This window comes from Gloeocapsopsis sp. IPPAS B-1203, assembly GCF_002749975.1.
Classification (GTDB): domain Bacteria; phylum Cyanobacteriota; class Cyanobacteriia; order Cyanobacteriales; family Chroococcidiopsidaceae; genus Gloeocapsopsis.
In genome coordinates this window covers 219,928-246,020 of record NZ_PEIG01000006.1, presented here as the reverse complement: position 1 = coordinate 246,020, position 26,093 = coordinate 219,928, and the positions used below count along the sequence as shown (strand labels likewise).

The 26,093-nt window shown below is 41.9% G+C and carries 22 protein-coding genes; 11 read left to right on the top strand and 11 right to left on the bottom strand.

The genetic code is table 11. The features are described 5' to 3' along the window. Window positions 1–50: 50 nt before the first annotated feature. From CSQ79_RS12940 to CSQ79_RS12930, 4 genes are all read left to right on the top strand, one after another. The gene (locus CSQ79_RS12940; protein WP_099701586.1) at window positions 51–1,553 is read left to right on the top strand and encodes a M16 family metallopeptidase; all 1,503 of its coding nucleotides are present in this window, start codon (window positions 51–53) and stop codon (window positions 1,551–1,553) included. A 384-nt stretch (window positions 1,554–1,937) separates the two neighbouring features. Continuing rightward, complete coding sequence (locus CSQ79_RS12935) at window positions 1,938–4,886, top strand: FG-GAP-like repeat-containing protein (RefSeq protein ID WP_099701585.1); 2,949 nt, start codon at window positions 1,938–1,940, stop codon at window positions 4,884–4,886. 17 nt (window positions 4,887–4,903) lie between these two features. Next, window positions 4,904–5,029 (top strand): hypothetical protein, encoded by a 126-nt coding sequence (locus CSQ79_RS27740; protein WP_289501094.1) that lies wholly within the window; start codon window positions 4,904–4,906, stop codon window positions 5,027–5,029. A 343-nt stretch (window positions 5,030–5,372) separates the two neighbouring features. Beyond that, complete coding sequence (locus CSQ79_RS12930) at window positions 5,373–8,405, top strand: FG-GAP repeat protein (RefSeq protein ID WP_099701584.1); 3,033 nt, start codon at window positions 5,373–5,375, stop codon at window positions 8,403–8,405. Between the two features lie 74 nt (window positions 8,406–8,479). Here the strand turns inward: CSQ79_RS12930 and CSQ79_RS12925 are convergent, their stop codons facing one another. The 9 genes from CSQ79_RS12925 to CSQ79_RS12890 form a co-directional block, all read right to left on the bottom strand. Next, complete coding sequence (locus CSQ79_RS12925; RefSeq protein ID WP_099701583.1) at window positions 8,480–8,911, bottom strand: SufE family protein; 432 nt, start codon at window positions 8,909–8,911, stop codon at window positions 8,480–8,482. A 109-nt stretch (window positions 8,912–9,020) separates the two neighbouring features. Continuing rightward, window positions 9,021–9,437 (bottom strand): DoxX family protein, encoded by a 417-nt coding sequence (locus CSQ79_RS12920; RefSeq protein ID WP_099701582.1) that lies wholly within the window; start codon window positions 9,435–9,437, stop codon window positions 9,021–9,023. Window positions 9,438–9,677: 240 nt separating this feature from the next. Then, entirely contained in the window at window positions 9,678–9,842 is a 165-nt protein-coding gene (locus CSQ79_RS27735; RefSeq protein WP_289501093.1) for a hypothetical protein, read from the bottom strand. A gap of 126 nt (window positions 9,843–9,968) precedes the next feature. Further along, on the bottom strand, window positions 9,969–10,832 hold the full coding sequence (locus CSQ79_RS12915) for a class I SAM-dependent methyltransferase (RefSeq protein WP_099701581.1): 864 nt from the start codon (window positions 10,830–10,832) through the stop codon (window positions 9,969–9,971). Window positions 10,833–10,898: 66 nt separating this feature from the next. Then, complete coding sequence (gene hemB / locus CSQ79_RS12910; RefSeq protein WP_099701580.1) at window positions 10,899–11,921, bottom strand: porphobilinogen synthase; 1,023 nt, start codon at window positions 11,919–11,921, stop codon at window positions 10,899–10,901. A 131-nt stretch (window positions 11,922–12,052) separates the two neighbouring features. After that, window positions 12,053–12,619, bottom strand: a complete 567-nt coding sequence (locus tag CSQ79_RS12905; protein ID WP_099701579.1) for a Crp/Fnr family transcriptional regulator — start codon at window positions 12,617–12,619, stop codon at window positions 12,053–12,055. A 217-nt stretch (window positions 12,620–12,836) separates the two neighbouring features. Next, window positions 12,837–13,553, bottom strand: coding sequence for a metallophosphoesterase family protein (locus tag CSQ79_RS12900; RefSeq protein ID WP_099701735.1), 717 nt, complete (start codon window positions 13,551–13,553; stop codon window positions 12,837–12,839). 41 nt (window positions 13,554–13,594) lie between these two features. Further along, on the bottom strand, window positions 13,595–14,407 hold the full coding sequence (locus tag CSQ79_RS12895; RefSeq protein ID WP_099701578.1) for a metallophosphoesterase family protein: 813 nt from the start codon (window positions 14,405–14,407) through the stop codon (window positions 13,595–13,597). Then, a complete protein-coding gene (locus CSQ79_RS12890; RefSeq protein WP_289501092.1) occupies window positions 14,404–15,153 on the bottom strand; it encodes a CobW family GTP-binding protein in 750 nt (249 codons plus the stop codon). The genes CSQ79_RS12895 and CSQ79_RS12890 overlap by 4 nt, the downstream gene beginning before the upstream one ends. A gap of 54 nt (window positions 15,154–15,207) precedes the next feature. On the opposite strand from CSQ79_RS12890, the gene CSQ79_RS12885 reads away from it, so the two are divergent. The 6 genes from CSQ79_RS12885 to CSQ79_RS12860 all read left to right on the top strand — a co-directional run bounded on the left by CSQ79_RS12885 (window position 15,208) and on the right by CSQ79_RS12860 (window position 23,099). Then, window positions 15,208–16,434 carry an FAD/NAD(P)-binding protein gene (locus CSQ79_RS12885; protein ID WP_099701577.1) on the top strand — a complete coding sequence of 409 codons (1,227 nt, stop codon included), beginning with the start codon at window positions 15,208–15,210 and terminating at the stop codon, window positions 16,432–16,434. Between the two features lie 305 nt (window positions 16,435–16,739). Then, complete coding sequence (locus CSQ79_RS12880; protein WP_099701576.1) at window positions 16,740–17,492, top strand: response regulator transcription factor; 753 nt, start codon at window positions 16,740–16,742, stop codon at window positions 17,490–17,492. 308 nt (window positions 17,493–17,800) lie between these two features. Continuing rightward, window positions 17,801–19,078 (top strand): sensor histidine kinase, encoded by a 1,278-nt coding sequence (locus tag CSQ79_RS12875; protein WP_099701575.1) that lies wholly within the window; start codon window positions 17,801–17,803, stop codon window positions 19,076–19,078. A gap of 54 nt (window positions 19,079–19,132) precedes the next feature. Beyond that, window positions 19,133–19,792, top strand: coding sequence for a phosphate signaling complex protein PhoU (gene phoU, locus CSQ79_RS12870; RefSeq protein ID WP_099701574.1), 660 nt, complete (start codon window positions 19,133–19,135; stop codon window positions 19,790–19,792). 835 nt (window positions 19,793–20,627) lie between these two features. Further along, a complete protein-coding gene (locus tag CSQ79_RS12865; protein ID WP_099701573.1) occupies window positions 20,628–21,191 on the top strand; it encodes a Crp/Fnr family transcriptional regulator in 564 nt (187 codons plus the stop codon). Window positions 21,192–21,443: 252 nt separating this feature from the next. Then, window positions 21,444–23,099 carry an iron uptake porin gene (locus CSQ79_RS12860; RefSeq protein WP_099701572.1) on the top strand — a complete coding sequence of 552 codons (1,656 nt, stop codon included), beginning with the start codon at window positions 21,444–21,446 and terminating at the stop codon, window positions 23,097–23,099. A gap of 70 nt (window positions 23,100–23,169) precedes the next feature. On the opposite strand, the gene CSQ79_RS12855 is transcribed toward CSQ79_RS12860, so the two are convergent. After that, entirely contained in the window at window positions 23,170–23,424 is a 255-nt protein-coding gene (locus CSQ79_RS12855) for a hypothetical protein (RefSeq protein ID WP_099701571.1), read from the bottom strand. A 223-nt stretch (window positions 23,425–23,647) separates the two neighbouring features. On the opposite strand from CSQ79_RS12855, the gene CSQ79_RS12850 reads away from it, so the two are divergent. Beyond that, entirely contained in the window at window positions 23,648–24,250 is a 603-nt protein-coding gene (locus CSQ79_RS12850; RefSeq protein ID WP_099701570.1) for a DUF3318 domain-containing protein, read from the top strand. Window positions 24,251–24,332: 82 nt separating this feature from the next. On the opposite strand, the gene CSQ79_RS12845 is transcribed toward CSQ79_RS12850, so the two are convergent. Next, window positions 24,333–26,003 (bottom strand): glycosyltransferase family 39 protein, encoded by a 1,671-nt coding sequence (locus CSQ79_RS12845; protein ID WP_099701569.1) that lies wholly within the window; start codon window positions 26,001–26,003, stop codon window positions 24,333–24,335. Window positions 26,004–26,093 lie beyond the last annotated feature (90 nt).

Below are 26,093 nucleotides of genomic sequence, written 5' to 3'. Positions count from 1 at the left end.
CGTTGAGGAAAGTGGCGTAACGCAGAGATTAAATAATAAGGAATTTGGGAATGTTGATGCAGTGGGTTGGTACAAGTCGAAATCAGCGGGGTGTTAACTGGATTGGGTTGTGGTTGGTAGCGCTGCTGTTGGTAGTAATGTTGCGCTTGCCTGCAGTTGCGGGTGCTGTACATTTTACTGAGTTGCAGTTTGCGCCATTGCCAGAGGTTCAGTTACCAGAGTATACGCGCTTTGTTACGGATAATGGCATGATTGTGTATCTGTTAGAAGATCGCGAGTTGCCCTTGGTGAGTGGTACGGCGTTGTTTCGCACTGGGCAACGCTGGGAAAGTGCCCAGAAAACTGGTTTAGCTGGTTTGACGGGAACCGTGATGCGAACCGGAGGAACAAAACAGCATTCAGGTGATGAACTTAATGAGTTATTAGAACAACGGGCGGCTACGGTGGAAACATCGATTAGTACCGCTTCGGGTTCGGCAAGTTTTGATGCCTTAAGTGAAGATCTCGAAACAGTTTTTGGGCTGTTTGCTGAGGTGATCCGTCAGCCAGTGTTTGCGCAGGATAAATTAGATTTAGCAAAAACGCAGTTACGCGGTAGTATTGCACGACGGAATGATGAACCAGGTAGCATTGCTCAGCGGGAATTTCAGAAGTTGATTTACGGTGATGACAGTCCTTATGCGCGAATTCCAGAGTATCAAACTGTAGATAATGTTGCGCGGGAAGATGTCGTTAATTTTTATCGCGAGTATTTTTACCCCAATAATATGATTTTGGGAATTGTGGGTGATTTTGACTCGCAACAAATGCGATCGCTGATTCAAAAGTATTTTGCTGAGTGGCAACCCAATCCTGGAATGCAACTACCGCAGTTACCAACAGTGTGTCAAGCAAAGCTTGGTGGTATTTTCTTGGTAGATCAGCCGCAACTAACACAAAGTTACTTGCAAATCGGTCACTTAGGCGGTCAATTTAATAGTCCTGATTATGCTGCACTAGATGTTTTAAATGGGGTATTAAATGGCTTTGGCGGGCGGTTATTTAATAATGTGCGATCGCGTCAAGGTTTAGCTTACTCGGTGTACGGTGCGTGGAGTCCGCGTTATGACTACCCTGGTTTATTTATTGCTGGCGGACAAACTCGATCTGATGCCACAGTGTCTTTTATTCAAGCAATGCAAACAGAAATTGAACGCCTCAAAACAGAATTGGTAACACCAGAAGAACTTGCTTTAGCGAAAGATTCAGTTCTTAATTCTTTCGTTTTCAACTTTGAAGATCCGGCACAAACTCTAACGCGACTTTTACGTTATGAATACTACGGCTATCCCGCAGATTTTCTCTTCCGCTATCGTCAAGCTGTTGAAGCAACTACTGCTGAAGATATTCAACGTGTCGCTCAAACTCACCTCAAACCCGAAAACTTAGTCACTTTGGTTGTGGGTAACGCCAGTGCAATTCAACCGCCATTAACAGCACTAGCATCAGAAGTTACATCAATTGATATTACAATTCCCGAACCAAAACCAGTTGCAACACAACAAAATCGTTAATTAGACTTCTGCATAAATCAGGTCTTGCTCCCCCGATTATAAGAAAAATCGATAGGGAGCTTTTCTTTTTCTTAGTATTAAGATGCGCAATATTACTATTATGTTTACTACTACCTTTATTTTTTATACATATCTACTTACTAATAGTTTACTAAAACTTTATGTTTGAGCGATAAACTTCTTTTTCCCTTTATAAAAAATTTATATTTAGAGATTGACTATTCAATTAATCTCAAAATACATACATTGAGGAAAAATTTTTCTTAATTCAATTTCTTAATTCCTGCTTCCCGACAATATTTGTGAGGGAGACAGTAGGATTTTGCTGTCAATAAATATTCATACTCACCTGTTTTTTGTTTCAATATTGCAGGCAACAAATTTATGGCAACTATTAAAGGTACTTCGGGCAACGATACTCTTAGCGGAAATCAAAATGATGACACATTGTTTGGTTTTGCAGGCGATGACTTGCTTTTAGGTAGAAGAGGCAATGACGTTCTCTACGGAGGTAGAGGAAAAGATACGCTTCGGGGTGGTAATGGTGATGATACTCTTTATGGAGGTTTAGACGATGATATTCTCTATGGAGGTAACGGCAATAATATACTCTATGGCGGTCTAGGCGATGATGTTCTCTATGGAGTTGACGGCAATGATACACTCTACGGCGGTGCGGGGAATGACACGCTCAGTGGAGGATATGGGCAAAAGGTTTTGTATGGTGGTGATGGTGATGATACTTACATCATAGATGGTTACAGTACTTCACAGATTATTGAAGCGGCTAACTCAGGCATCGACACTGTAATTTTAGACTATTACAATTCCGCCACTGTCAGATACGAGTTAAGTGCTAACTTAGAGAATTTAACCATAACAGATAGGGTTTTTCCTTTTATTGGCATTGGTACTGGTACTGGTAACAATCTCAATAACACAATTACTGGAAATTCATCTGACAATGGACTCTATGGTAGGGCAGGTAATGATTTACTGATTGGGAATGCAGGTAATGATTTTCTCTTTGGCACTGATGGGACTGTAGGTGACAAAGACACGCTCACAGGTGGTAGTGGCAGAGATACGTTTGTTTTAGGAAATGCCACAACTGTGTTTTATGACGATCGCAACAGCATCACTCCAGGATTTAACGACTATGCATTAATTACTGATTTCAACATTAACGATGATTTAATCCGTCTCAACGGCAAACGAACTGATTATATCTTAAGAGCTTTCTCTGGAGGAGGAAATTTACCTGCAGGAACTGCAATCTTCCGCCAAGTTAATGGAGAAGTGGATGAGTTGATTGCGATCGTCCAAGGAAGTTCCTCACTGAGTTTGAACGGTAACTATTTTAAGTTCACAGATGATGAAATCGATCTTGCAACACTCAATGGCAACAATGGCTTTGTGATTAACTCAGGAGGAGCTATTAGTAATGCAGGAGATGTTAACGGTGATGGCTTTGATGACCTAATTATTGGTATTAGCGCTCCTAATAGTAGATATGATCCTAGACCTCAGGAGGGACAAAGCTACGTTATCTTTGGTAAAGCATCTGGGTTTAATGCAACTTTCGATTTAGCAACACTCAATGGTAGCAATGGCTTTGTTATCAATCGCATTTCAGGCAGTGTGTTAGTGAGCAGTGCAGGAGATGTCAACGGTGATGGCTTCGATGACTTGATTATTGGCTCACGTGCCTATGATTTCAGCTCTGGACAAAGCTACGTCATCTTTGGTAGAGCATCAGAGTTTGATGCAACTCTCGACTTGGTAGAACTTGATGGCAGCAATGGTTTTACATTTACTACAGATGGCTCCTCAGTTAGCAGTGCGGGAGATATCAACGGTGATGGCTTTGATGACTTGATTATTGGCTCACCTACCTATGATCTCAGCTATGATCTCAGCTCTGGACAAAGCTACGTCATCTTTGGCAAAGCATCTGGATTTGGTGCAAGTCTCTCTTCGGCACAACTCAACGGTAACAATGGCTTTACTATTAGTGATATTGATGAATATGATGGATTAGGTAGAGGTAGCAATGCGGGAGATATTAATGGTGATGGCTTTGATGACCTAATTGTTAGTGCGCCCTCGGCTGACCCCAATAATCAAAATAATGCAGGAAAAAGCTACGTTATCTTTGGCAAAGCGTCAGGATTTAATGCAAATCTCGACTTGGCGACACTCAACGGTAGCAACGGATTTGTCGTTAATGGTGTTGAGGCTGATGACGGCTTAGGAGGATCTGCTAGCAGTGCAGGTGATATCAACGGAGATGGCTTCGATGATTTGATTATTGGTGCGCCCTCGGCTGACCCCAATAATCAAAATAATGCAGGAAAAAGCTACGTTATCTTTGGCAAAGCGTCAGGATTTAATGCAAATCTCGACTTGACGACACTCAACGGTAGCAACGGATTTGTCATTAATGGTGTTGAGGCTGATGACGGCTTAGGAGGATCTGTTAGCAGTGCAGGTGATATCAACGGAGATGGCTTCGATGATTTGATTATTGGTGCGCCCTCGGCTGACCCCAATTTTCAAACAAATGCGGGACAAAGTTACGTTATCTTTGGCAAAGCGTCAGGATTTAATGCAAATCTCGATTTAGCAACACTTGGCGGTAACAATGGTTTTGTCATTAATGGTATTGATGTATTTGACCTCTCAGGAAGCTCTGTTAGCAGTGCGGGAGATATTGATGGCGATGGCTTTGACGATTTGATTATTGGCTCTGCTGGTGCTGATCCTAATGATACGGACGCCGGAGAAAGCTACGTTATTTTTGGTCGCGATTTTACAAACTCTGTTACCCACCTGGGTACTGATGGCGATGATACTCTCATTGGTACTAATGGCGATGATGTCCTTATCGGTGGGCGCGGGAACGATCGCCTGATCGGTGGGCGTGGTGTTGATGTTCTCTACGGTGGTGCAGGTGATGATACTCTTAGTTTTGGCGTGCGCGATCGCCGTCTCGATGGTGGTAGTGGTATAGATACTCTTACTGTTGATACTAATGGCATCACAATTGACTTCACAACTCTACCCCGCAATCAAATTCGCAGTATTGAACTTATCGATCTGACTGGTACAGGTAACAACAACCTTATCCTGACGCGCTTAAACTTACTCAATCTTTCAGATACTACCAATCGCTTGATTGTCAATGGTAATGCTGGCGACTCGGTGACATCTACTGGACAAGGATGGATTCGTGGTAACGAAACAACACTGGATGGCATCAGGTACAATCAGTTTACTGCTGGTGCGGCAACACTACTAGTTGATACTGATATTACTCAGATAATTTCTTAAACTTCTGTGTTTTCAAAGTGACTTTAGTTATTAATAATGCTTTTGGAATGCAACCTCTATTGATAGTACTAGCATCAGAAGTTACACCAATTGATATTACTATTCCTGGGGCTGAACCTGTAGCAACACAACAAACGCGTTAATTGAAATGTAACTGAGTACTTAATACTTCTTGCCAGAAGATGTGTAATTTTACTAGGTTTTGTATTACCATCTTCTTTTTTTATACACTTATACTTAATAAGAATTTACCAGAACTTTAATTTAGGCGTGTTTTTGCCTGATGTCTTTACCAAAAATTCATAGTTTGAACTTGACTTTTCAATTAATCTCAAATTATCAGTCTTGAGGAAAAATATTCTCAATTTAACTTTGTAATTGCTGCTATTTCCTAACATCAGTTCTGGGGAAATAGTAGGTTTTTGCTGTCAAAAATTATGACCGTTTAATCTGTTTTTTTTATTTATTATCACAGGCACACAATTTATGGCAATCATTAGAGGGACTTCGGGCAACGACACTCTTGTAGGAACACAATTCGCTGATACGATATTGGGTTTTGCAGGCGATGATTTGCTTCTGGGTAGAGCAGGCAATGATGTTCTAAGAGGAGGTAGAGGAAAGGACACGCTTAGAGGTGGTAATGGCAATGATACTCTCTATGGGAGTCTAGGCGATGATGTACTCGAGGGCAATGCGGGTAATAATGTACTTTATGGCGGTTTAGGCAATGATATTCTCTATGGCAGCTTTGAAGGCGATGATGTACTCGAGGGCAATGCGGGTAATAATGTACTTTATGGCGGTTTAGGCAATGATATTCTCTATGGCAGCTTTGAAGGGAATAACACACTCTATGGTGGTGTAGGTAATGACACCCTATATGGAGGATATTATGGCGAAGACTTTTTGTATGGCGGTCAAGGTGACGATACTTATGTAGTCTACAACCCTAATATACAAATTATTGAAGCTCCTAACTCAGGCATAGATACTGTCATTGTTGACTCTGGTATCTCTTCTTATGAGTTAAGTGCAAATGTAGAAAACTTAACTATTGCCGATGAAACTTATGATGTATCCGGCATTGGAAACAATCTCGATAACATAATCGCTGGCAATTCATTTAGTAATGTGCTTCGTGGTAAGGCGAGAAATGATCTACTAATAGGGAATGCAGGCAATGATATTCTTGTCGGTACTGATGGAACTGTAGGCGACCAAGACACGCTCACTGGTGGTAGCGGTAAAGATACGTTTATGTTGGGAAATACCACAACAGTATTTTACGACGATCGCAACAGCACCACTTCAGGATTTAATGACTATGCATTAATTACCGATTTCAACATCAACGATGATTTTATTCGCCTCAACGGCAAACGAACTGATTATTTCTTAAGCGCTTCTTCTGGGCAAGGAAATTTACCTGCAGGAACTGCAATCTTCCGCAAAGTTAATGGAGAAGCGGATGAATTGATTGCAATTATTCAAGGAAGTTCCTCACTAAGTTTGAACGGCAACTATTTTAAGTTCACAAATGATGAATTCAACCTTTCAACCCTCAATGGCAACAATGGCTTTGTGATTAACGGTGTTGCTGCACGTGACCGTTCAGGAGGATCTGTTAGCAATGCAGGAGATGTTAACGGAGATGGTTTCGATGACTTAATTGTTGGTGCATATGACGCCAACCGCATTGGTCGATTCGGTACAGGAGCAAGCTATGTTGTATTTGGCAAAGCATCAGGGTTTGACGCTAATCTCGATTTAGCAACACTTGATGGCAGCAATGGCTTTGCTATTAATGGTATCAACGAACTTGACTCCTCAGGTTCCTCAGTCAGCAACGCCGGAGATGTCAACGGTGATGGCTTTGCTGACTTAATTATCGGCGCACCAAGGGGTAACATTGACACAGGAGCAAGTTATGTTGTTTTTGGTAAACCAACTGGGTTTAGTGCAATTAATTTAGCAACACTCAACGGCAGTAATGGCTTTGCTATTAATGGTAGTTATGGAGGCAATGGCTTTGGTTCATCAGTTAGTGGTGCAGGAGATCTCAATGGCGATGGCTTTGATGACTTGATTATTGCTGAAACTGGTGGTAAAGGTTCTGGGGTAAGCTATGTTGTGCTTGGCAAAGCATCGGGGTTTAGCGCAAATTTCGACTTGGCGCTTGATGGCAGCAATAGTTTTGTGATTCTTCCTGTTGATAGCAGTAGTTACGGTAGTCGTTCATCATTAAGTTCTGCGATCAGCAATGCAGGAGATATTAATGGTGATGGCTTTGATGACATAGTTGTTACTGGATATTTTGCTGACTATGGTCAATATACTTCACAAAGCTACGTTATCTTTGGTAAAGCATCAGAGTTTACTGGCAGTTTCAACGTGGCGACACTCGATGGTAACAATGGCTTTGCAATCAACGGCGCTACTGAGAATGTTAGCAATGCAGGAGATGTTAACGGAGATGGTTTCGATGACTTAATTGTTAACAGATCTTTTGCTGCCTCTCTTGGTCAGTATGCTTCACAAAGCTACGTTATCTTTGGCAAACCATCAGATTTTGATGCAAATTTTGACTTAGCAACACTCGATGGTAGCAATGGTTTTGTCATTAATGATATTGATGTTGGTTACTTCTCAAGAAGATCTGCTAGTAGTGCAGGAGATGTCAATGCTGATGGCTTTGATGACTTGATTATTGGTGATGCTAATGCTAATTCTAATGATCAAATTCGTGCAGGAAAAAGCTACGTAATCTTTGGCACAGCATCAGGGTTTAATGCAAATTTTGACTTAGCAACACTTGATGGTAGTAATGGTTTTGTCATTAATGGTATTAATACATACGACTTCTCAGGAGATTCTGTTAGCAGTGCAGGAGATATTGATGGCGATGGCTTTGATGACTTAATTATTGGCGCACCTAATGCTAGTCCCAATGGTCAAAACTACGCTGGAGAAAGCTACGTTATCTTTGGTCGCGATTTTACAAACTCTGTTACCCACCTGGGTACTGATGGCGATGATACTCTCATTGGTACTAATGGCGATGACATCCTCATTGGTGGCAGAGGGAACGATCGCCTGATCGGTGGTCGTGGTGTTGATGTCCTCTACGGTGGTGCAGGTGATGATACTCTTAGTTTTGGCGTGCGCGATCGCCGTCTTGATGGTGGTAGTGGTATAGATACTCTTACTGTTGATACTAATGGCATCACAATTGACTTCACAACTCTACCCCGCAATCAAATTCGCAGTATTGAACTTATCGATCTGACTGGTACAGGTAACAACAACCTTATCCTGACGCGCTTAAACTTACTCAATCTTTCAGATACTACCAATCGCTTGATTGTCAATGGTAATGCTGGCGACTCGGTGACATCTACTGAACAAGGATGGATTCGTGGTAACGAAACAACACTGGATGGCATCAGGTACAATCAGTTTACTGCTGGTGCGGCAACACTACTAGTTGATACTGATATCACACAATCAATTTCTTGACCAATCTGAACTATTGTCAATAAGAGTTTAGCCATGTAGGGTAGGCATCTTGCCTGCCCATCATCCCATAAAATTTACTTGCTCGCCAACAACAAAGCTTTTTCCTTCATTTTCTGAAAGATGTTGTAAAATCCATTGCTGCGCGAAGGTGTCAGACTCGCATTCAATCCAGTATCTTTAATAAACTCTGGAGACACTTGCAAAACCTCTTCGGGTGATAAACCACTCAAACCCTCAACTAATACAGCGACTAATCCTTTCACAAGTGCTGAATCTGAATCGCCTTCATACCAAACTTTTCCTTGGTCTAGCTTTGCAGTGATATACACCTGTGAAACACAACCTGGAACTTTATTTTCTGGTACTTTGTCGCCTTCTGGAAATTCCTTTAGCCGTTTAGCAAACCAAACCAACTGCTCGTAACGCTGCTTTGGGTTAGAAAGTCGTTGAAAACGCTGCACAACACGCGCAAGTGAATTTGGTAAAGGTGCTGCGGTAGAAGTCATAATCACTAACGATAAACATTACCATGATTACATTGTGCAAGTACTATAATTAAAAATCTACGCAAAATCTCACACAATATTGTCCCAAAAGCGATCGCATTTGTTCAAATTATTTGTCTGTTGTTTCTAACTGCGTCTCTGGATTTCGAGTATACCAATACGCCCAAGCAATTAAAACAGCTTGTAGTGGTAGTCTTGCCAAATAAAGCAATTGACTGTGGGGAATTCCCTCAACTTTAATATTATGCAAAGTCATATAGATGTTTGCCGGAAACACCCCGATAAACAAAGCAATTAAACACCATGCTGCTGTTACACTCACCGCAGGAATCAACAACCCAATACCACCAAGAATCTCGAATACACCACTCAAATAAACCGAAGCGAAGGGCGGAAATAGTGGCGGGACAATACGTGCATATTGTTCTGGTCGGATAAAATGTGTAAGACCAACAATGACTAAAGATACAGCAAGAATACCCCGAAGAATTTCCTTACGGCGATGAGTGTTGTACGTAGAAGACATATGCAACCAAAAACGCTAATCAAACGGTAGAACAGCTTTATTAAAACTGACGTCTGCCTGAAGAAATAGGGAAAATTTTAGCTATTTAGGTAATTGGTAATTGGTAATTGGTAATAGATATTTTACTTAACCAGTTACTAGCACTTATTTAGCTTTTTTGTTAAACATTTATTTGTAGCTAAATGGGCATAAGTTATAGATGTTATTGCTCTAATCACCAATACTTTATTAAATACAAGTTTATGATGGAGCAGGAACAGGCTCTAAATCCGGATCTTCTTCTGGTGTTGGTTCAGGATCGGGTTCAGTACCTGGTTCAGGAGACGGAATAGGTTCAGCATCAGGCTCAACAGGAGGTGCGATCGCCTCTATTTCTAACCCAAGTCGTGGTTCTAACTGACTCATAGTTACTGCTATTCGCTAAAGGTAGGTACTTACTGATATACTATTGAATAATTTAAAGTACGTCTATCTTCAGAAACAGTTTCTTTAAAAATCCTCGTTTACTTGTATGTACTTGCTAATCAAGAGTTAAGCTGATTGAGTAATTTGCACTTGAATTACTCGCCCAAAGTTTTTAAACACCGCAACAAGAATGAACCGCAAATATCTACCCCACCAAGGTAAGCGATGTGGATAATTTGCAAAGCGAGTTAAATAGTAAACTTCATCCGTCACTGTAAGTTCTTGTTGCCAATTTTCTAATTCTTTGGAGTTATCTAGTCCCCACTTAAACTTTGCATTAGTTTTAGAAACAGTATCATGCTTCTGAGTATTTTTTGCCCTTTTGCTAGCAATAACATCCATAAGAATTGTGACTGGTGCAAGGTCGCGAGTAATGTTTTGAAATAGAGTTTTCATCTCTATTTCTGTAAGATACATTGATACCCCTTCCATAATAATTAATACTGGTGCTACGCGCTGAATCTCCTCAATCCAAGTAGCTTCTAAAATAGAACTAGCAATAAAACGATAGCGATCGCCTCCGGCGCTGCGCGTAGCGCAATCGCTTTCCTCTATCAACTTACGTTTCAAGTCAATTACTTCAGGAAAATCTACCTCATACCAAGTTATTTTTCCATTATCAACACGAAAAAACCGCGTACAAAGCCCTGCACCCAAATTAATAATAGTTGCTTGAGGATGCTTTTGAATAAATTGTGAAACTAGGTGATCGTAAACTTCTGCACGAATCACACATCCAAGTTGCGATGCCCATCCTTGAGCATACTTTGAAAAATCATAATCAATCTTCTCAACAATTTCTGCTGCTTTATTATCCTGAAGAATTGCATCCTGGCGCTGCGATTCTATATACCGCGCATACAACGTAATCATTAAAGTTTCCGAAACACCAGAAATTTTATCTGTAGCTTCTTTCGCTGTAGTAGTCATAAGCCTTTACTATTTGTATTGGGTGACAACGTGTGACCTTTTTGGTTTATGAGATTGGGATCATGTTCACGCAGCTAAAATCAAAGCAACTTCCTTAGCAAAATACGTCAAAATCAAATCTGCACCCGCCCGTTTAATACTTGTCAAAGTTTCCAAAATAACTTGCTTTTCATCAATCCAACCTTGTTGTGCAGCGGCTTTAATCATGGCGTACTCTCCACTAACGTTGTATGCTGCCACAGGTAAATGAGTTGCATTGCGTACTTGATGAATAATATCCATATAAGCTAAAGCAGGTTTCACCATGACGATATCTGCAGCTTCTGCAACATCGAGAAAAACTTCCTTTAAAGCTTCTCTAGCATTAGCAATATCCATTTGATAAGTTTTTTTATCTCCAAATTGAGGCGCAGAGTCTAACGCATCGCGAAATGGACCATAATAAGCCGATGCATACTTAGCAGAATACGCCAGAATTCCGACATTAATATAACCTTCTGCATCTAAAGCTTTACGAATCGCTCCTATCCGCCCATCCATCATATCTGACGGTGCAACCATATCTGAACCAGCTGCGGCTTGCGCTAGTGCCATTTTCACCAACACTTCTACAGTAGGATCGTTAAGAATCGTGCCATTTTCACCAACTAGTCCATCATGTCCGTGTGTTGTAAAAGGATCGAGTGCAACATCGGTAATCACAACAATCTCTGGAACAGCTTGTTTAATTGCTTTAACGGTTTGCTGTACTAAGCCCTCTGGATTATAACTTTCACTACCTATATCGTCCTTCTTGCCTTCAGAAATGACCGGAAAAAGAGCGATCGCATTTATCCCCAACTGATAAGCTTGTGCAACTTCTTCTAGCAACAAATCCAAGGAATAGCGGTAGCATCCTGGCATTGAAGGAATTTCTATTTTACCTTCCCCTTCCATCACAAACAGAGGATAAATCAAATCATTCACACTCAATTGTGTTTCGCGTACCATTCGCCGTAGTGCAGGTGTGCGTCGTAAGCGGCGTGGACGAATCATTGATGTATCAGTTGTTATGGAGATTTCCTGAGTTGGAACAATTTGTGAGGTCATAAGGATAGTTTGTGAAAATGATAATCATTATTCTATAAAAGAGGTTTGCGGCATGAATGCGAATGTGAAGAAATTTACTACTAGACGAACACATTTATCTTTGTCTAGCCCTGGTCTGCACTCAGAGAACTCTAAACCCGACGCAGCAAAATAAAATGACGCCGAGGACGATAAATAATGCCTTCTTCTTCAAAACGAGCCAGCATTCGCGTCACAGTCACCCGTGTTGTGCCAATAACTTCAGCAATTTCTTGGTGCGTTAGTCGTAAATCAATCAACTGTCCTTGATCGACGCTACGTCCAAACTTGCTAGCTAACCAAGATAAAAGTTGTAGTAAACGATTGGGAATTCTCTCATGGCGAACGATACACAGTAACTCTTCTGCTTGCTGTACGTTCCGTAAAATATTATCAATGACTTGAGACCACTGCACAGCCGGAATATAAGTCGCCTCTACACTTGTTAAGCACTCAATCTGATAAGGTTGAATTCTCGATAGAGGTTGACCGACAACATCTCCAGCACCCCAATAGCCCAGCGTTACTGTCGTACCTTCTTCACTCCAGGTTAAGCTGCGTACAGCCCCGCGCTCAATTCGTAGCAGTACGTTCGGTTTGAGTGGAATTTTATCACCACGGCTAAAAGTATACTGGCTCCAATTAGCAGGCGAAGTTGGGGTGTGAGTTACAAAAGCCATAGCATTTGGATTAAAAAGTAAAGAGTGCGGACACTGCTTGGAATTGAGTATAGATTTGTTGGCTGAAAAATGCAAGGCAAATGAAAATAATTCTCAATTAAGTTAAAGTTAATCTTAGTCATAGAAAAATACTTATGTAAGGAATACTTCAAAGGGAAGATGACACACAAAGCTCAACTAGCCTTGATTATAGATGGCTATTTGCTTGAGCAGCACTTTAATCGCTTTTTCCCACTGAGTAATTAACTGTTTCAAAGCATACAGAACTAGTCGTTGGTTCAAACAAGGTATAAATAGCAATTTCTGGCAATCGTCCTACATTACCTACCCCAACAACTTGGCATGGTTGTGCGGCGATCGCACACGGTGATGTATACTCATCCAACGTCGTTACACTTGCTGTCATCGAACCTGATTGCACTTGATACTGAAAAGCCAATCCAGAACGCCCACACAATAGAGTCTTTGCCTCTCCACGCAATAGGCGATCGAGCATTTGCGGTGCAGGTGTTTCGGGAGACAATTCATCATCAACACCCAGAGTACTGCCATGAACTAATAAACAATCTGAATCGTGAAAACCAAAATCAAGCTGACGCAGCCATTCCACTGTTTGGCGAGAAATAGATTTCCACAACAATTCAATAGTTTCAGCACCATATTTTTGAGTTAACTCACTCGCATCTCCAGTTGCACCAACACCATGCAAAATTAGACATTGTTCCTCCCACCATCCTTTGCATACTTGAGGTTGCAATTCTCCAGAAAGAGGATTTTGAATTCGCTGTACCAATTTTTCGCAGTCTGGATGTGGTCCGACTAAATCTCCTAAAATATAAATCTCTGCGACATCCCTTTGTTTAATATCCGCAAGTACAGCTTCATAAGCCGCTAAATTACCTTCAATACCACTTAAAATTGCCCAGTAACCCATAACTTCAATTGAACCAATTACCAATTACCCATTACCTTTACTCAACGCGCACATACATGCGTCGGATCTTCAGCCCTTTCTGCATATTCCAATCCTTTTGCTAAACGCCAAGCAAAAATAGGCGGTAAACCTTTTTCAATAATTGCTGCACAAGTTTTTTGATAATCGTAGGAAACTTCGCGGAGCATCACCTGTTGTGTCTCTGTATCATAGAGAACGTAAGTTGCATTTGGGCGTCCGTGGCGTGGTTCTCCTACTGAACCAACATTCACAATCTGCTTAAAAGGTGCAGTAAAACTCAATTGCTTTGAATCACTACTTGGACTAGTAACGCAAATTTGCAGTTGTCCATGATTGAGCGATCGCACATAAGGTACATGAGTATGTCCGCAGAATAGCACATCCGCCCCTGTGACAAGTACGCGTTCCATCGCGACAAAAGCATCCATATCAGGTAAAAGATATTCGTGAGCGCTATAAGGGCTACCATGAACGAAACAAAGATTACCTTCGTGTAAACTGTCCGGCAATTGCGCTAAAAATTTGCGTGTTTCTGGTGTCACCTCCTGATTTGTCCACGCATGGGCAGCCATACCGCGTTTTTCGGCTAATAATGAAGGATAGCTACACTCACAAGCATTGAGTCCTTCTACAACATCTTCATCCCAGCAACCCGTACACGTCGGAATATTTAATGTGCGGATGCGTTCGACAACTTCATTAGGATAAGGACCATAACCAACTAAATCTCCCACGCAGTATATTTTTTCAGCTTTTTGTTGAGTAATATCAGCTAAAACGGCATCTAATGCCGGTAAATTGCCATGAATACACGACATAACGGCTAATTTCATATCATAGCCTCCTCAGCTAACATTTCTTTTACTTGTTGTTGATAGTGGCGAATCGCCACATCTGATAAACAACAATCTTGAAAAGTTTGGGCGATCGCGGCTTCATCTAATTGATTTCCCCAAACCTCTATGCCACTCAATCTCTGTGGTCTTCCTTCCAGCCAACGTGGTAAATTTAACTCATCAAATTCTTTTGGTTGCATCCCTGCCACAAAATCGCCATAAACTGATAACCCATCAGCAAGCTCAAAAATTCCTTTAGCACGCGACACAACACCATAAGCCCCTTGCGTCAGTTCGTACCAAAAAACCTCTAAACTATCAGGATCAATCACATGACCTGTTGTGTTTGCAACCCATAACGAAGTTGCATTAGTTGCACCTAATGAACTTACAATAATCTCATCAGCCCATTCATCCCAATCAGCATCTTGCGTTCCCGCAGAAACGATCGCCACGCGATGACAGTTGAGAGTATCGAGTAGCGGCGCTATTTTGGCTAAGTCTAAGTGGTATCCCAACTCTATATAAGCACTCACTCCAGAAGCAAGCTGCCATAGTTGTGTCTGTTGGTCGTCAGCTAAAACTTGTACATGAGGAAACTCCACTGCTAAACGAGTTTGGTCGATACCTATTCGCGTTGCAGGTGAAAAATAGAGTGTTGGTTGTTGAGTCAATTGCTGGCGAATCCAGTTTGTCTTGCCTACACCAGGAAGTCCAGCCACAGCAGTAATCAATTGCGTCACGACATGAGAATGATTATCATTGTATAAGCATTATGACATAAATCAACATTAAGTATGGTAGCAACCTCACTACCTCACAACACAGATATTGCAGTCATCGGCGCGGGACCTCATGCGATGACTGTAGTAACGCATTTGTTACAAAAACGCCAGCAACTACGTCAGCGGTTATTAGTCTTCGATCCCAGTGGAACCTGGATGCAACAATGGCAAAATCAATTTGCTGCATTTGAGATTCCGCATTTAAGATCGCCTGCGGTACATCATCCCGATCCCAACCCTTTTGCTTTAAGGCAATTTGCCCAATCGCGATCGCACGAACTCTATCCTCCATACGATTTACCAGGAACCTTATTATTTCAAGATTTTTGTCAAGAATTAATTCGCCGTTGGTCATTGCAGCAGCACATTGTCACTGCTAAAGTCATCCGCATTGAACCAATTAAACAAAACTTGCGATCGCGATTTCGTCTGTGGTTGCACAACGATCAATCAATTGTCGCGCGACGAGTTATTCTCGCAACTGGTGGCGGAACGCCTCAAATTCCCGATTGGGTGCAACAAATTGCATCACCATATCCACCAGAAAAACTTTGCCATTCTTGTCATGTCGATCTCCGTCATTTACAGCTACACGGAGAAACAATCCTCATCATCGGCGGTGGCTTAACAAGTGGACATTTAGCTTTAGGCGCGATCGCCCGTGGTGCCAAAGTTATCTTAATGTCACGCCGCAACCTGCAAGAAAAATTATTTGATGCCGATCCTGGCTGGCTAGGACCAAAATATCTAAAAAACTTTTGGGCAGAATCTGATTGGCAAACCCGCGCCGAATTAATTCACAATGCGAGAAATGGTGGTTCCATGACACCAGCAATTATGACACAACTACGCCGTGCCCAACATCATACGCAGATTAAATTAATAGAAAAATGTCAAGTATCCTGCGCTACATGGCAATCTAACTCTTGGCAGGTTTCTTGTGACGATAACAGTAAACATGAGTGCGATCGCATTTGGCTTGCTACAGGGACAAAAACCGACATCACCGCCGAACCCTTACTCACACAAATCATTGAACAGTATCCGATTCCTACCGCCAAAGGTTTACCCGTTTTAGATTCTCACTTACGCTGGGTAGGTTCCGAATTGTTCATTACCGGAGGATTAGCCGCACTGCAAGTCGGACCTGTAGCTCGTAATTTATCAGGTGCGAGAATGGCTAGTGAAAGAATTGTTCCAGCACTGCGAAAACCCAGTCTCTCTTTTTCTTACCAATAATCAGCTTGGCAAATTTATTCGCAGCTTAACCAACTCACCCCACCTGCAGAAGCAAGCTACAAGTTATAGAAACCCGTGAAGACGGGTTTTGTCTGTGTAGTCGCGGTTTTTAACCGCCAGACTTCATATAGAAACCTGTGAAGATAAATTTTGTTTGTGTAGATGCAGTTTTAACTACCCATTGTTTACATAAATATTAAAATAAATTTATCTCTTAATTTCTGATAATTTCATAAGTAAGGCAAACATCTATACCATTAGAGGTAGATAATAGTTATGCAGCCTACTCGCGAAATTTTTGATTGATGTTTACTCTTGAACCAGCCAAGTGTCCTCCGAGGGCAGAAATTGGGCAAATGAGCCGCATCTTAGTTGTAGAGGACGAAGAGCTAATCCGCGAAATGCTTGTTCTCGCGTTAGAGGCTGAAGGTTATGCGATCGCAACTGCTGCAGATGGCAGAAATGCGTTATCTTTGTTGCAAAATAGCGATGCAACTCAAGGCGAAGTACCTTTTGACCTATTAATTTTGGACTTAATGCTACCTCAAATTAATGGTCTAGATGTCTGTCGCTTACTGCGTCATCAAGGAAACCAAATACCTATCCTCATCCTGAGTGCAAAAGGTAGCGAAACAGATCGCGTATTAGGTTTAGAAGTCGGAGCCGACGACTATATCAGCAAGCCCTTTAGTATGCGGGAACTCGTGGCTCGTTGTCGGGCTTTGTTGCGTCGCCAACGCTTCAACAGCTTACCTCAATTGCCACTGCTTCAGTTCAAAGATGTCACGCTCTATTCTCAAGAGTGTCGCGTTACTGTGCGTGGTGAAGAAGTGAATCTTTCACCTAAAGAGTTTCGTTTACTCGAACTATTTATCACATATCCCCGCCGAGTTTGGTCGCGCGAGCAATTACTCGATCAAGTTTGGGGTGCAGATTTTGTCGGAGATAGTAAAACGGTCGATGTTCACATTCGTTGGCTACGGGAAAAATTAGAAAAAGATCCCAGCCATCCCGAATACATCATTACTGTACGCGGCTTCGGCTACCGATTTGGGTAGGAAGATAAGGGGTGAGGAGGAGCCACTGCGCCCTTGGGGGTGTCCCCCATTGTAGCAAGTGGCGTCAAACTGGCGTTGAGGGGTGAGGGGCTAGTGAATAGTTTTGAATTTTGAATTTTGAGTTATGAGAAGATCTTGAGGGCATTCTTAACTTAACACTCAACACTCAACATTTATAACTCTCTTAGGCTCAACACTTCACGACTCTCCGTCCCCTGATCCCCGACCTCCGAACCCTCAAATTGATCCCTTCTTAGCCAAAATAGATAAGCTAGTAGCTGATAGCATGCAAAAGCTCGTGGCTCTTAATGGCGTTGTTGGAATTCTTTTTGGGGCTAGCTGTAGGACTTGGAATTTGGTTTTGGCAATATACCCAATTCCAGAAAAGACTACAGCAAGTATTGCGCAGGCTTCCCTCTGAAGCCACAGAAATTGCGCTACCGTCGATCAATTTATTACAAAGGGCAATTGTCAAACAAAAAGAAGACAACACTCAACTCCAAGCAAAAATTGATTTATGTGAATACCTCTTAGAAGTTGCACCTGTAGGTCATCTACAAGTAGATGAGGAGAACCAATTATTGTGTTGTAACCCACAGGCACAGCAATTATTAAACATCCAAAGGTGGAAAGCAGGACAATATAGGTTACTTTTAGAACTTGTACGCTCGTATGAACTAGATCATCTCATTGAGCAAACACGCGATCGCCAACAACCACAAGCAATAGAATGGGTATTCCATCCAACTTTCACAAATGCTGTTTCACTCGGAGAGGCTCAACCGCGTACTTTACGAGCTTATAGCTATCCTTTACCTGAAGGGAGAGTTAGTGTATTTATTGAAAATCGTCAACCGTTGGTAGACATAGCAGCTTCCCGCGATCGCACACTTTCCGATTTAGCCCACGAATTAAAAACGCCGCTAACCTCAATTCGTCTCATTGCTGAAACTTTAGAGCAACAGTTAGAACCACCACTGCAACGCTGGGCTGAACGCATTCTTCCTGAAATTGATCGCTTAATTAAATTAGTTCAAGAATGGTTAGAACTCAATCAACTCGAAACAAATAGTAAATTAAATCGCCAAAGCTTAGAACTGCGATCGCTTATCAATACTGTATGGGAAAGCCTCGAACCTTTAGCCCAAAATAAAAAGATGCAATTGAGCTATTCTGGACTCGAAGCTGTGTGGCTCAAAGCCGATGAATCGCGTCTTTATCGCCTGTTCTTGAACATCTTTGATAACAGCATTAAGTACAGTCCTCCTGAAGGAAAAATTGAAGTCAAACTCAGTTTAATCGCAGCAGATCAAGTACAAATTGATATTATTGATTCTGGTTCAGGTTTTCCTAGCACTGATTTACCCCATGTGTTTGATCGACTTTACCGAGGAGATCCCTCACGCACTCGACAACCGTTAACTCATCCTAGTTGTTCTATAAGTGCAGGTTCTGGTTTAGGTTTAGCGATCGCGCGGCAAATTGTCTTAGCTCACGGCGGTACCATAAAAGCAATGAATCATCCCCAAAGTGGTGCTTGGTTACAAGTTTTGCTTCCAGGGGTATTAGCAAATCCTCAAAATTAGCACTAACATTGAGACAACAGTAGCCAATCTCTATATAGTGCAACATTATCAAATGTGAACATTAACTCTAGTTCTGAGCGCCGCCATTTTGAACGTCGCCTCAAAAGCTTAGAACGTGACGTTTTGAGGATGGGAGCTTTAGTCGAAAATTCCTTTAGGCTTAGTCATCAAGCATTGTTTGCACGTGACTTAGAAGTAGCTAAACAACTACCTCTCCTCGATAAACAAATTGATCGCTTCTACAAACAAATTGAGATAGAGTGTGCTACTCTACTCACCTCAGAATCACCAGTAGCACAAGATTTGCGCTTGTTAAGTGCGTTTATGCAACTCGTCCGCGACTTAGAACGCATTGGCGACTATGCAGAGGACTTAGCCGAAATAGCCATCAAACTTTTTCCCTATCCGCCTCATCGTTGTGTTCCTCAAATTGAGGAAATGTCTCATCACGCCCAAGCCATGCTAGCAACTAGCTTAGTTGCACTAGCCGATCTCGATGCTGATGCTGGAAAAACAGTCAAACGGCTCGATGATTTTGTCGATGATGCCTACCAAACACTCTACCAAACTTTGGCAACCGAGCGCGACATTAAAGGAGTAGTAGAACCAATCTTGCTTTTAGCACTTGTTATCCGCCACATAGAACGAATGGCAGATCACGCAACGAATATTGGTCAAAGAGTAGCATACATCGTCACAGGACACAGAGCCTAATCTCAACTATTTCGCTCTACAAGCTTCATAGATAGAAAGTAGGTTAATACTCAATGTGGGGTTCTACCTAGGGCAAACAAGAGACTTCTTGCAAAAGTATTTAAACTGTCGGCGTTGCTGAAAGAGGAATGAATTTTGGAAATCACAAACTATTTGCTACCCCCTAAATCCCCCAAATTTGGGGGACTTTAATTGGTTCGTCGCCTCCAGAATTGGGGGTTGGAGGCAAAATCATACTGGATTCAGCAACGCCAAACTATCATGTTGAGCCTTGCTAAACATCTCGCTTCTCCGCTACATTACATTCCGCTGGGAATGGCGTTTATAATTTTTCGATTGCAAGAGTTGTAAGCATGAAGTTAAAGCACAAGAGAATAAGATTATTTTTGTACAAACTTGTCGTCATCTTTTTCTCCTATATCCTTGATTTACTCAAACTAATTCAGCAAAACTATTACTGAATATGTTGTGTGCTGTATACAACAACACAATCTTTAACAAAGGCTTACCTGTTCTTAAACTTATAGCTTTACTATCAGTATTAAACTCACAATAAAAACTCCAAGACACTTTCTTTTGAAATTGCACTTAAGCTGAACATAATGAAACGCAAGTGCTACACAGTTTATCCGTTGATTTGCACCATTGCAGGAGTGGTAATTTTACCTGTGAATGGGAGATATAAAACTAAGTTTCATTGGCATAATATCTAGCAAAAAATATCTGTCATTTTCTAAATTTGCAGCCAATCAAATGCAGAATTTACTCTCAAATAAGTGAAAAGTAATAGATACAAAAAATAACCACACTAACACCAAAAACAACGGTTATATCCATGACTATCTCCGCTCCAAACACACCACTCCCCTCTCCACTCCAGCGGATATTTAGCCGCAAAGAGCTTATTCCACCCCGCCAAGACCTTTTGTGGAAAATAGAACGCGGAGCCGTACGTACTTTTACTTGGAGCGAACAAGGCACACTCATAACATTAGGATACTGGGGCGCAGATGATGTTGTAGGCTACCCATTATCGCGGGTAAATCCATACCAGATAGAGTGCCTAACAAGTGTGGAAATGAGTCTTTTGCCAGCAGGCTTATGGCATCAAGCAGTAGATTCTATGTTACTTCACATCCAGCAATCTGAAGAGCTTCTGAGTATCGTACATCGAAAACCAGTTTCTATGAGACTGTGGCACTTTTTGATCTGGCTCTCTGAGAAGTTTGGTCGAGAAGTAGAGCAAGGTCGCTTGATTGATTTAGCTATTACTCACCAGGAAATGGCAGAAGTCATTAACACAACAAGAGTTTCAGTCACTCGATTGTTACAGCACTTTGAAGAGGAAGGAATGTTACTTCGTCACCAAAGACGCATAATTTTATGTTTAGTCAAATAGCACTTTTGTAAGCTCAACAAACTTGTTATTCTATTTTCTAAACACAAGCCAAGAATGTCCAATGTTTACCAGTGTATTCTGGGTAACAAATACTTGCTTTTGAAAGGCGATCGCTTAAATTAAAGATCTCATGAAAATCCGAGATATTACTATTGATTTTTTAGCGAGATCACCTTGTATAATCTTAGTGTTGACAGCAGATATACCTAAAGTCTGAATCTGTTCATAATATCGGTGTGAGTGAGACAAACAATGACAAAATTTTTCTGGAACGCTTTGAGGCTCAGTCCAGTCATTTTAGGAGCAACCTTGCTTCTAGGCAACCGCGTTCAAGCTACTGAAACTCCAGTAGTAGATGTAGTTGTTCCGACTGCAACCACTGACCAAGCTGCGGCTGTAGAACCAGCTCCTCAAATTGTTACAAGCCAAGCTCCAACCTTAGTTAGTCAAGTTCCCGCAAATTCACTAGCTCAGGTAACATCAGTATCTCAGTTATCTGACGTTCAGCCAACAGATTGGGCATTTCAAGCACTACAATCACTCGTTGAGCGCTACGGTTGTATTGCTGGTTATCCTGACGGAACCTATCGCGGTAATCGTGCTTTGACCCGCTACGAATTTGCAGCTGGTTTGAATGCGTGTTTAGATCGCGTCAATGAACTAATTGCAACAGCCACAGCAGACCAAGTTACAAGAGAAGACTTAGCGACTCTCCAACGTTTACAAGAAGAATTTGCAGCAGAAATTGCTACACTCCGCGGTCGAGTTGATGCCCTAGAAGCGCAAACCGCAGAACTCGAAGCAAATCAGTTCTCCACAACAACCGTCCTCAACGGAGAAGTGATTTTTGCAATATCTGATGTTTTCGGCGACGCAGCAGTTGGTGGAGAAGACTTAGAGTACAATACTGTTCTTGGGGGTCGGGCGCGGTTGAACTTTGACACCAGTTTTGGTGGTGACGATCGCTTGAGAGTTCGTTTGCAAGCTGCGAATTTAGACAACAACAGTGGTGAAACGGGTACTAGCATGACCCGTCTAGGCTTTGATACCAACACTGGTAACGATGTCGAACTAGAAGACTTCTACTACCGTTTTCCCGTCGGTGATGCTGCTTTAGTTCAATTGAACTTTAGTGATGTCGGATTAGATAACGCGCTATATAGCTTCAACCCATCTCTTGAAAGCAGTGGTCGTGGTGCAATATCTCGTTACGGTCGATTTAGCCCTATCTACCGCACAGGTAGCGGTGCTGGAATATCAGTCAGTCTTAATCCAGAAGGTCCACTGACTGTAACTGGAGTTTTTGCTGCACCTAATGCTGCAGACCCTGGCGAAGGTGGTGTAGGACTCTTTAATGGTGCTTATACTGCGTTAGGTCAAATTGGTTTCCGCATTAGCGATGCATTTACAATCGGTGCTACATACGCTCGTTCTTATCAAAACACGGCAAGTGGAATTGATCTATTTGGTTCCACAGGAAGTGCTAATGCAAACGCGCCTTTTGGGGAGGATGTTGCTACAGAAGCTAACCATTACGGAGCGCAAGCTAGCTTACAACTAGGTCAGTCATTGAACCTCTCCGGTTGGGTAGGCTATAGTACTGCAGATAGTTTAGTAGGTCCTGCAGCTGATGCAGATATGTTCTACTGGGCTGCTACATTAGCATTACAAGATTTTGGTAGAGAAGGTAATCAGTTGGGTATTATCTTTGGTCAGCCACCAAAGGTTACAGATAGTGCCCTTGTTGAAGACCCAGATACTTCATATCACTTAGAAGGAGTATATCGTCTACAGCTTACCGAGAACGTTGCTATCACTCCTGGTGTGTTAGTGATCTTCAATCCAGAGCATAACAACGCTAATGACACAATTTATGTCGGAACCCTTCGTACTACTTTCTCCTTCTAAAAGGATGATTAGTATTAAGTAACTGAAGTCGGGGCGATCTTGATGAGATCGCCCCAATTATTTTTTTGGGTTACGTTGACAGTTCCGATGAAGAGAACTCCGAAGGCGGGCGATCGCTACTCCAAGCCCACCACACACAACCGCAACGACACTGATAAAATTCTTGCCACTTGCGGCGATAATTATCTGTCATCACAGGCGATCGCCGATTAAGCCAAACATTTTCCGCTTCTCGACTCGAAGCACGACAAGTAGGACAACAAAACTCATAAGCGTGAATTGCCTTATTAGTCCATTCGGGAGGAACAGGAGCAAATGCATCCATGCAGGAATCCTTATTTCAACTGCTTCTTACTATTATCTGTTTAAACACAGAGTAATAATGTATATAGAGTAGAAGTATTTGAGTTGGTAATTGGTAACTGGTAATTGGTCATTAAATAGCGATTAGCTATTGGCTATTAGCTTTTTTTGGGTTAAATGCTAACAGAAGAAGGCTAAGTGCTTTTCTATTACCCATTTGTTGTATTATTACTGAACTAAAGTCAATGGAGCCAGCTATTGAAATTCGCCGCCTCGTAGAAATCATGCCAGCTTCTGGTCGCATGATGACTAAAATTGTGAATAAACCAGAGCAAGCAGCAGTAATTTATAGCTCGTTTCCCTTACCTTGGAATCAGCAGCGTTTGATATATATCAATTTTGACTTATGGCGCCGTCTTTCGCAGCCACAAAGAGATCTGCTGCTGTTACGAACTGTATCTTGGCTTCTCCAAGTCAAGTGGTTAAAGCCAGATATTTATCAAGGTGTTGTCATTACAGGACTAATAGGCGCAACAATTGAATTCGTACAGCAAGATGCTGTCGGAGTTTTGGTTGCAGGAGGTTTGAGTGCGATCGCACTTAATCGCATCTGGCGCAACAATCGCAGTACGCAACTAGAAATCGAAGCAGACAAAGCCGCCATTCAAATTGCCCAAAGGCGCAGCTACATTGAAACTGAAGCAGCAGAACATTTGTTAACTGCAATAGAAGCCGTCGCCAAACTTGAAAAACGTCCTAGCTTAACTTTTATCGAACTCATCCGTTGTCAAAATTTACGCGCGATCGCCGGTTTATCCTCTGTGAGTATTCCAGAAGTACTTAAGTAGAAATAAAGAGTTTTGAATTAAAAGACTCTTCATGACTCATAACTCTCTTAGTCTCCCAAATACCCGCCTACCCAACTACCTCTCAATTACAGCGATATAGCTGGTAGTTGTAACCATTAACGTATGGCAAAGCTTGAGGTTCAGCAATACAGCTATCTACTTGCACTGGCGCATGAAAATTGATCAACCACAAGTCTAGCGGTCGGGGAAAATTATTTAAAGTTTGTTGTAAAGTCGCAGTGGCTTCATTTGTTTCACGCGCTAACAAGAATCGCGGCGTATTAACTCCAGCAAGTTTAAATTCTCTACCTATACCCATCATTTCGCCAATTTGCACATGAGTTTTATGAGTTGTAGCAATCAACATTGGTGAGTGCAATGTATTGTTTTGAATAATTTCTACCATCAAGTCAGGGCGGTAGTATTTTTGATAACCTAAATTACAAACTACTGTGATCGCGCTGAGTAATCCCATTAGCCAAATTAAGGCAACAGCACGTTTTCCTTGTTGATGAGGAGTCTGCCAACAAACTGCAAGACTTGCTCCCACTAAAATTATAACTGCAGGAAAATAGACAAAATTATAGCGCGCGCCACGAGTGAGATCAATACCAAAAACATAAGTAAAGAAAAAGAACAATGCGATCGCACTACACGCAATCCCCACAAAAACCCAAGTCATTAAGCGTGTTTTAGGTTGCGTGAGCTTTACTTTGATCCCACGATACAACTGAGGCAGTGCCCACAAAAAGAAAATCAGCATGACAAAACCAGAAGCAATCACAATCGGTAGTTGTGGAGCTTCTACTGGTAGTAAAGATATCATTGTCAGCCAAGCAGCCAGAGCTTGAAAAATTGGGTTAAGTAATGCTAATAATCCTTTCGTGCCGTTTTGAATCCAATCGGTGAGATCGCTGCCATAATTGTTTTGGAAAAACACAGGTAGCCACACTAAGCCACCGAGAAATGTTCCTACTGCAACCATCAAAATTTGCCACCAAGAACCAGACCTAGGGTATTCAGTGCGAGATGTATAATGACGTAACCACAACACACATAGAACAGCAGCTTCAGCACCAAGAGTCAACACAAAAAAATAGTGCGTTGCGATCCCTAAAAAATTTGCAGCAATCCAAACAACGACTAACCAACTCGGAATTGGTTTACGGTACTCAAGACGTCGAATTGCAACAACCAAACAACCAAAGGAAGCAATGACCCATAGAATTGCCAGCGTGTAATGTCGGGCTTCTTGCGCTAAAAATATTCCATAGGGCGAAACCGCCATCATTGCTGCTGATAAATGACCGATTAAACGAGAACGAAAAGTCAGCCAACCCAACCCATAAATTGCAGGAACCGATGCTGCACCGAGTAAAGCCGGAAGCGATCGCGCTGTCCATACCGAGACTAAGTCAGTTGACTGTGGCGACCAAAAATTCATCCATAAATGAGCTACTGCAAAGTACAGTGGTGGATGATTGCTTTCTGTCACCAAGTTGTGGACGACTTGTATAACTCCACGCTCTGGATTATGTTGCAACGGTTGCAGTAGTGTATCAAGCGCGATCGCCTGATTTAAAGGAACGCCAAGAAAACTATTGCCCAAGCTAAAGACTAACGTTGAGAATTCATCTGTCCAAGGTGGTTTACTTGCTAGTAGCGTTAACCGCAAACCAACAGCGATCGCAGTCCATACCAACAGCAGTAATATATCTTGATATTTAGTCTTTGGATTGAGTTTTAAATTCATAACTCATAGATTTTCACTATCTGTATGTATAAATGCGGGGTAGGCATCCTGTCCTGTCTTGCTTCATTTACTGACACAATTGAGAAAGTG

Bases quoted from the DNA above. Each gene is read 5' to 3' on its own strand.
- CSQ79_RS12940 (WP_099701586.1), top strand. From the start codon at position 51: ATGTTGATGCAGTGGGTTGGTACAAGTCGAAATCAGCGGGGTGTTAAC.
- CSQ79_RS12935 (WP_099701585.1), top strand. From the start codon at position 1,938: ATGGCAACTATTAAAGGTACTTCGGGCAACGATACTCTTAGCGGAAAT.
- CSQ79_RS12930 (WP_099701584.1), top strand. From the start codon at position 5,373: ATGGCAATCATTAGAGGGACTTCGGGCAACGACACTCTTGTAGGAACA.
- CSQ79_RS12925 (WP_099701583.1), bottom strand. From the start codon at position 8,911: ATGACTTCTACCGCAGCACCTTTACCAAATTCACTTGCGCGTGTTGTG.
- CSQ79_RS12920 (WP_099701582.1), bottom strand. From the start codon at position 9,437: ATGTCTTCTACGTACAACACTCATCGCCGTAAGGAAATTCTTCGGGGT.
- CSQ79_RS27735 (WP_289501093.1), bottom strand. From the start codon at position 9,842: ATGAGTCAGTTAGAACCACGACTTGGGTTAGAAATAGAGGCGATCGCA.
- CSQ79_RS12915 (WP_099701581.1), bottom strand. From the start codon at position 10,832: ATGACTACTACAGCGAAAGAAGCTACAGATAAAATTTCTGGTGTTTCG.
- hemB (WP_099701580.1), bottom strand. From the start codon at position 11,921: ATGACCTCACAAATTGTTCCAACTCAGGAAATCTCCATAACAACTGAT.
- CSQ79_RS12905 (WP_099701579.1), bottom strand. From the start codon at position 12,619: ATGGCTTTTGTAACTCACACCCCAACTTCGCCTGCTAATTGGAGCCAG.
- CSQ79_RS12900 (WP_099701735.1), bottom strand. From the start codon at position 13,553: ATGGGTTACTGGGCAATTTTAAGTGGTATTGAAGGTAATTTAGCGGCT.
- CSQ79_RS12895 (WP_099701578.1), bottom strand. From the start codon at position 14,407: ATGAAATTAGCCGTTATGTCGTGTATTCATGGCAATTTACCGGCATTA.
- CSQ79_RS12885 (WP_099701577.1), top strand. From the start codon at position 15,208: ATGGTAGCAACCTCACTACCTCACAACACAGATATTGCAGTCATCGGC.
- CSQ79_RS12880 (WP_099701576.1), top strand. From the start codon at position 16,740: ATGTTTACTCTTGAACCAGCCAAGTGTCCTCCGAGGGCAGAAATTGGG.
- CSQ79_RS12875 (WP_099701575.1), top strand. From the start codon at position 17,801: ATGGCGTTGTTGGAATTCTTTTTGGGGCTAGCTGTAGGACTTGGAATT.
- CSQ79_RS12865 (WP_099701573.1), top strand. From the start codon at position 20,628: ATGACTATCTCCGCTCCAAACACACCACTCCCCTCTCCACTCCAGCGG.
- CSQ79_RS12860 (WP_099701572.1), top strand. From the start codon at position 21,444: ATGACAAAATTTTTCTGGAACGCTTTGAGGCTCAGTCCAGTCATTTTA.
- CSQ79_RS12855 (WP_099701571.1), bottom strand. From the start codon at position 23,424: ATGGATGCATTTGCTCCTGTTCCTCCCGAATGGACTAATAAGGCAATT.
- CSQ79_RS12850 (WP_099701570.1), top strand. From the start codon at position 23,648: ATGGAGCCAGCTATTGAAATTCGCCGCCTCGTAGAAATCATGCCAGCT.
- CSQ79_RS12845 (WP_099701569.1), bottom strand. From the start codon at position 26,003: ATGAATTTAAAACTCAATCCAAAGACTAAATATCAAGATATATTACTG.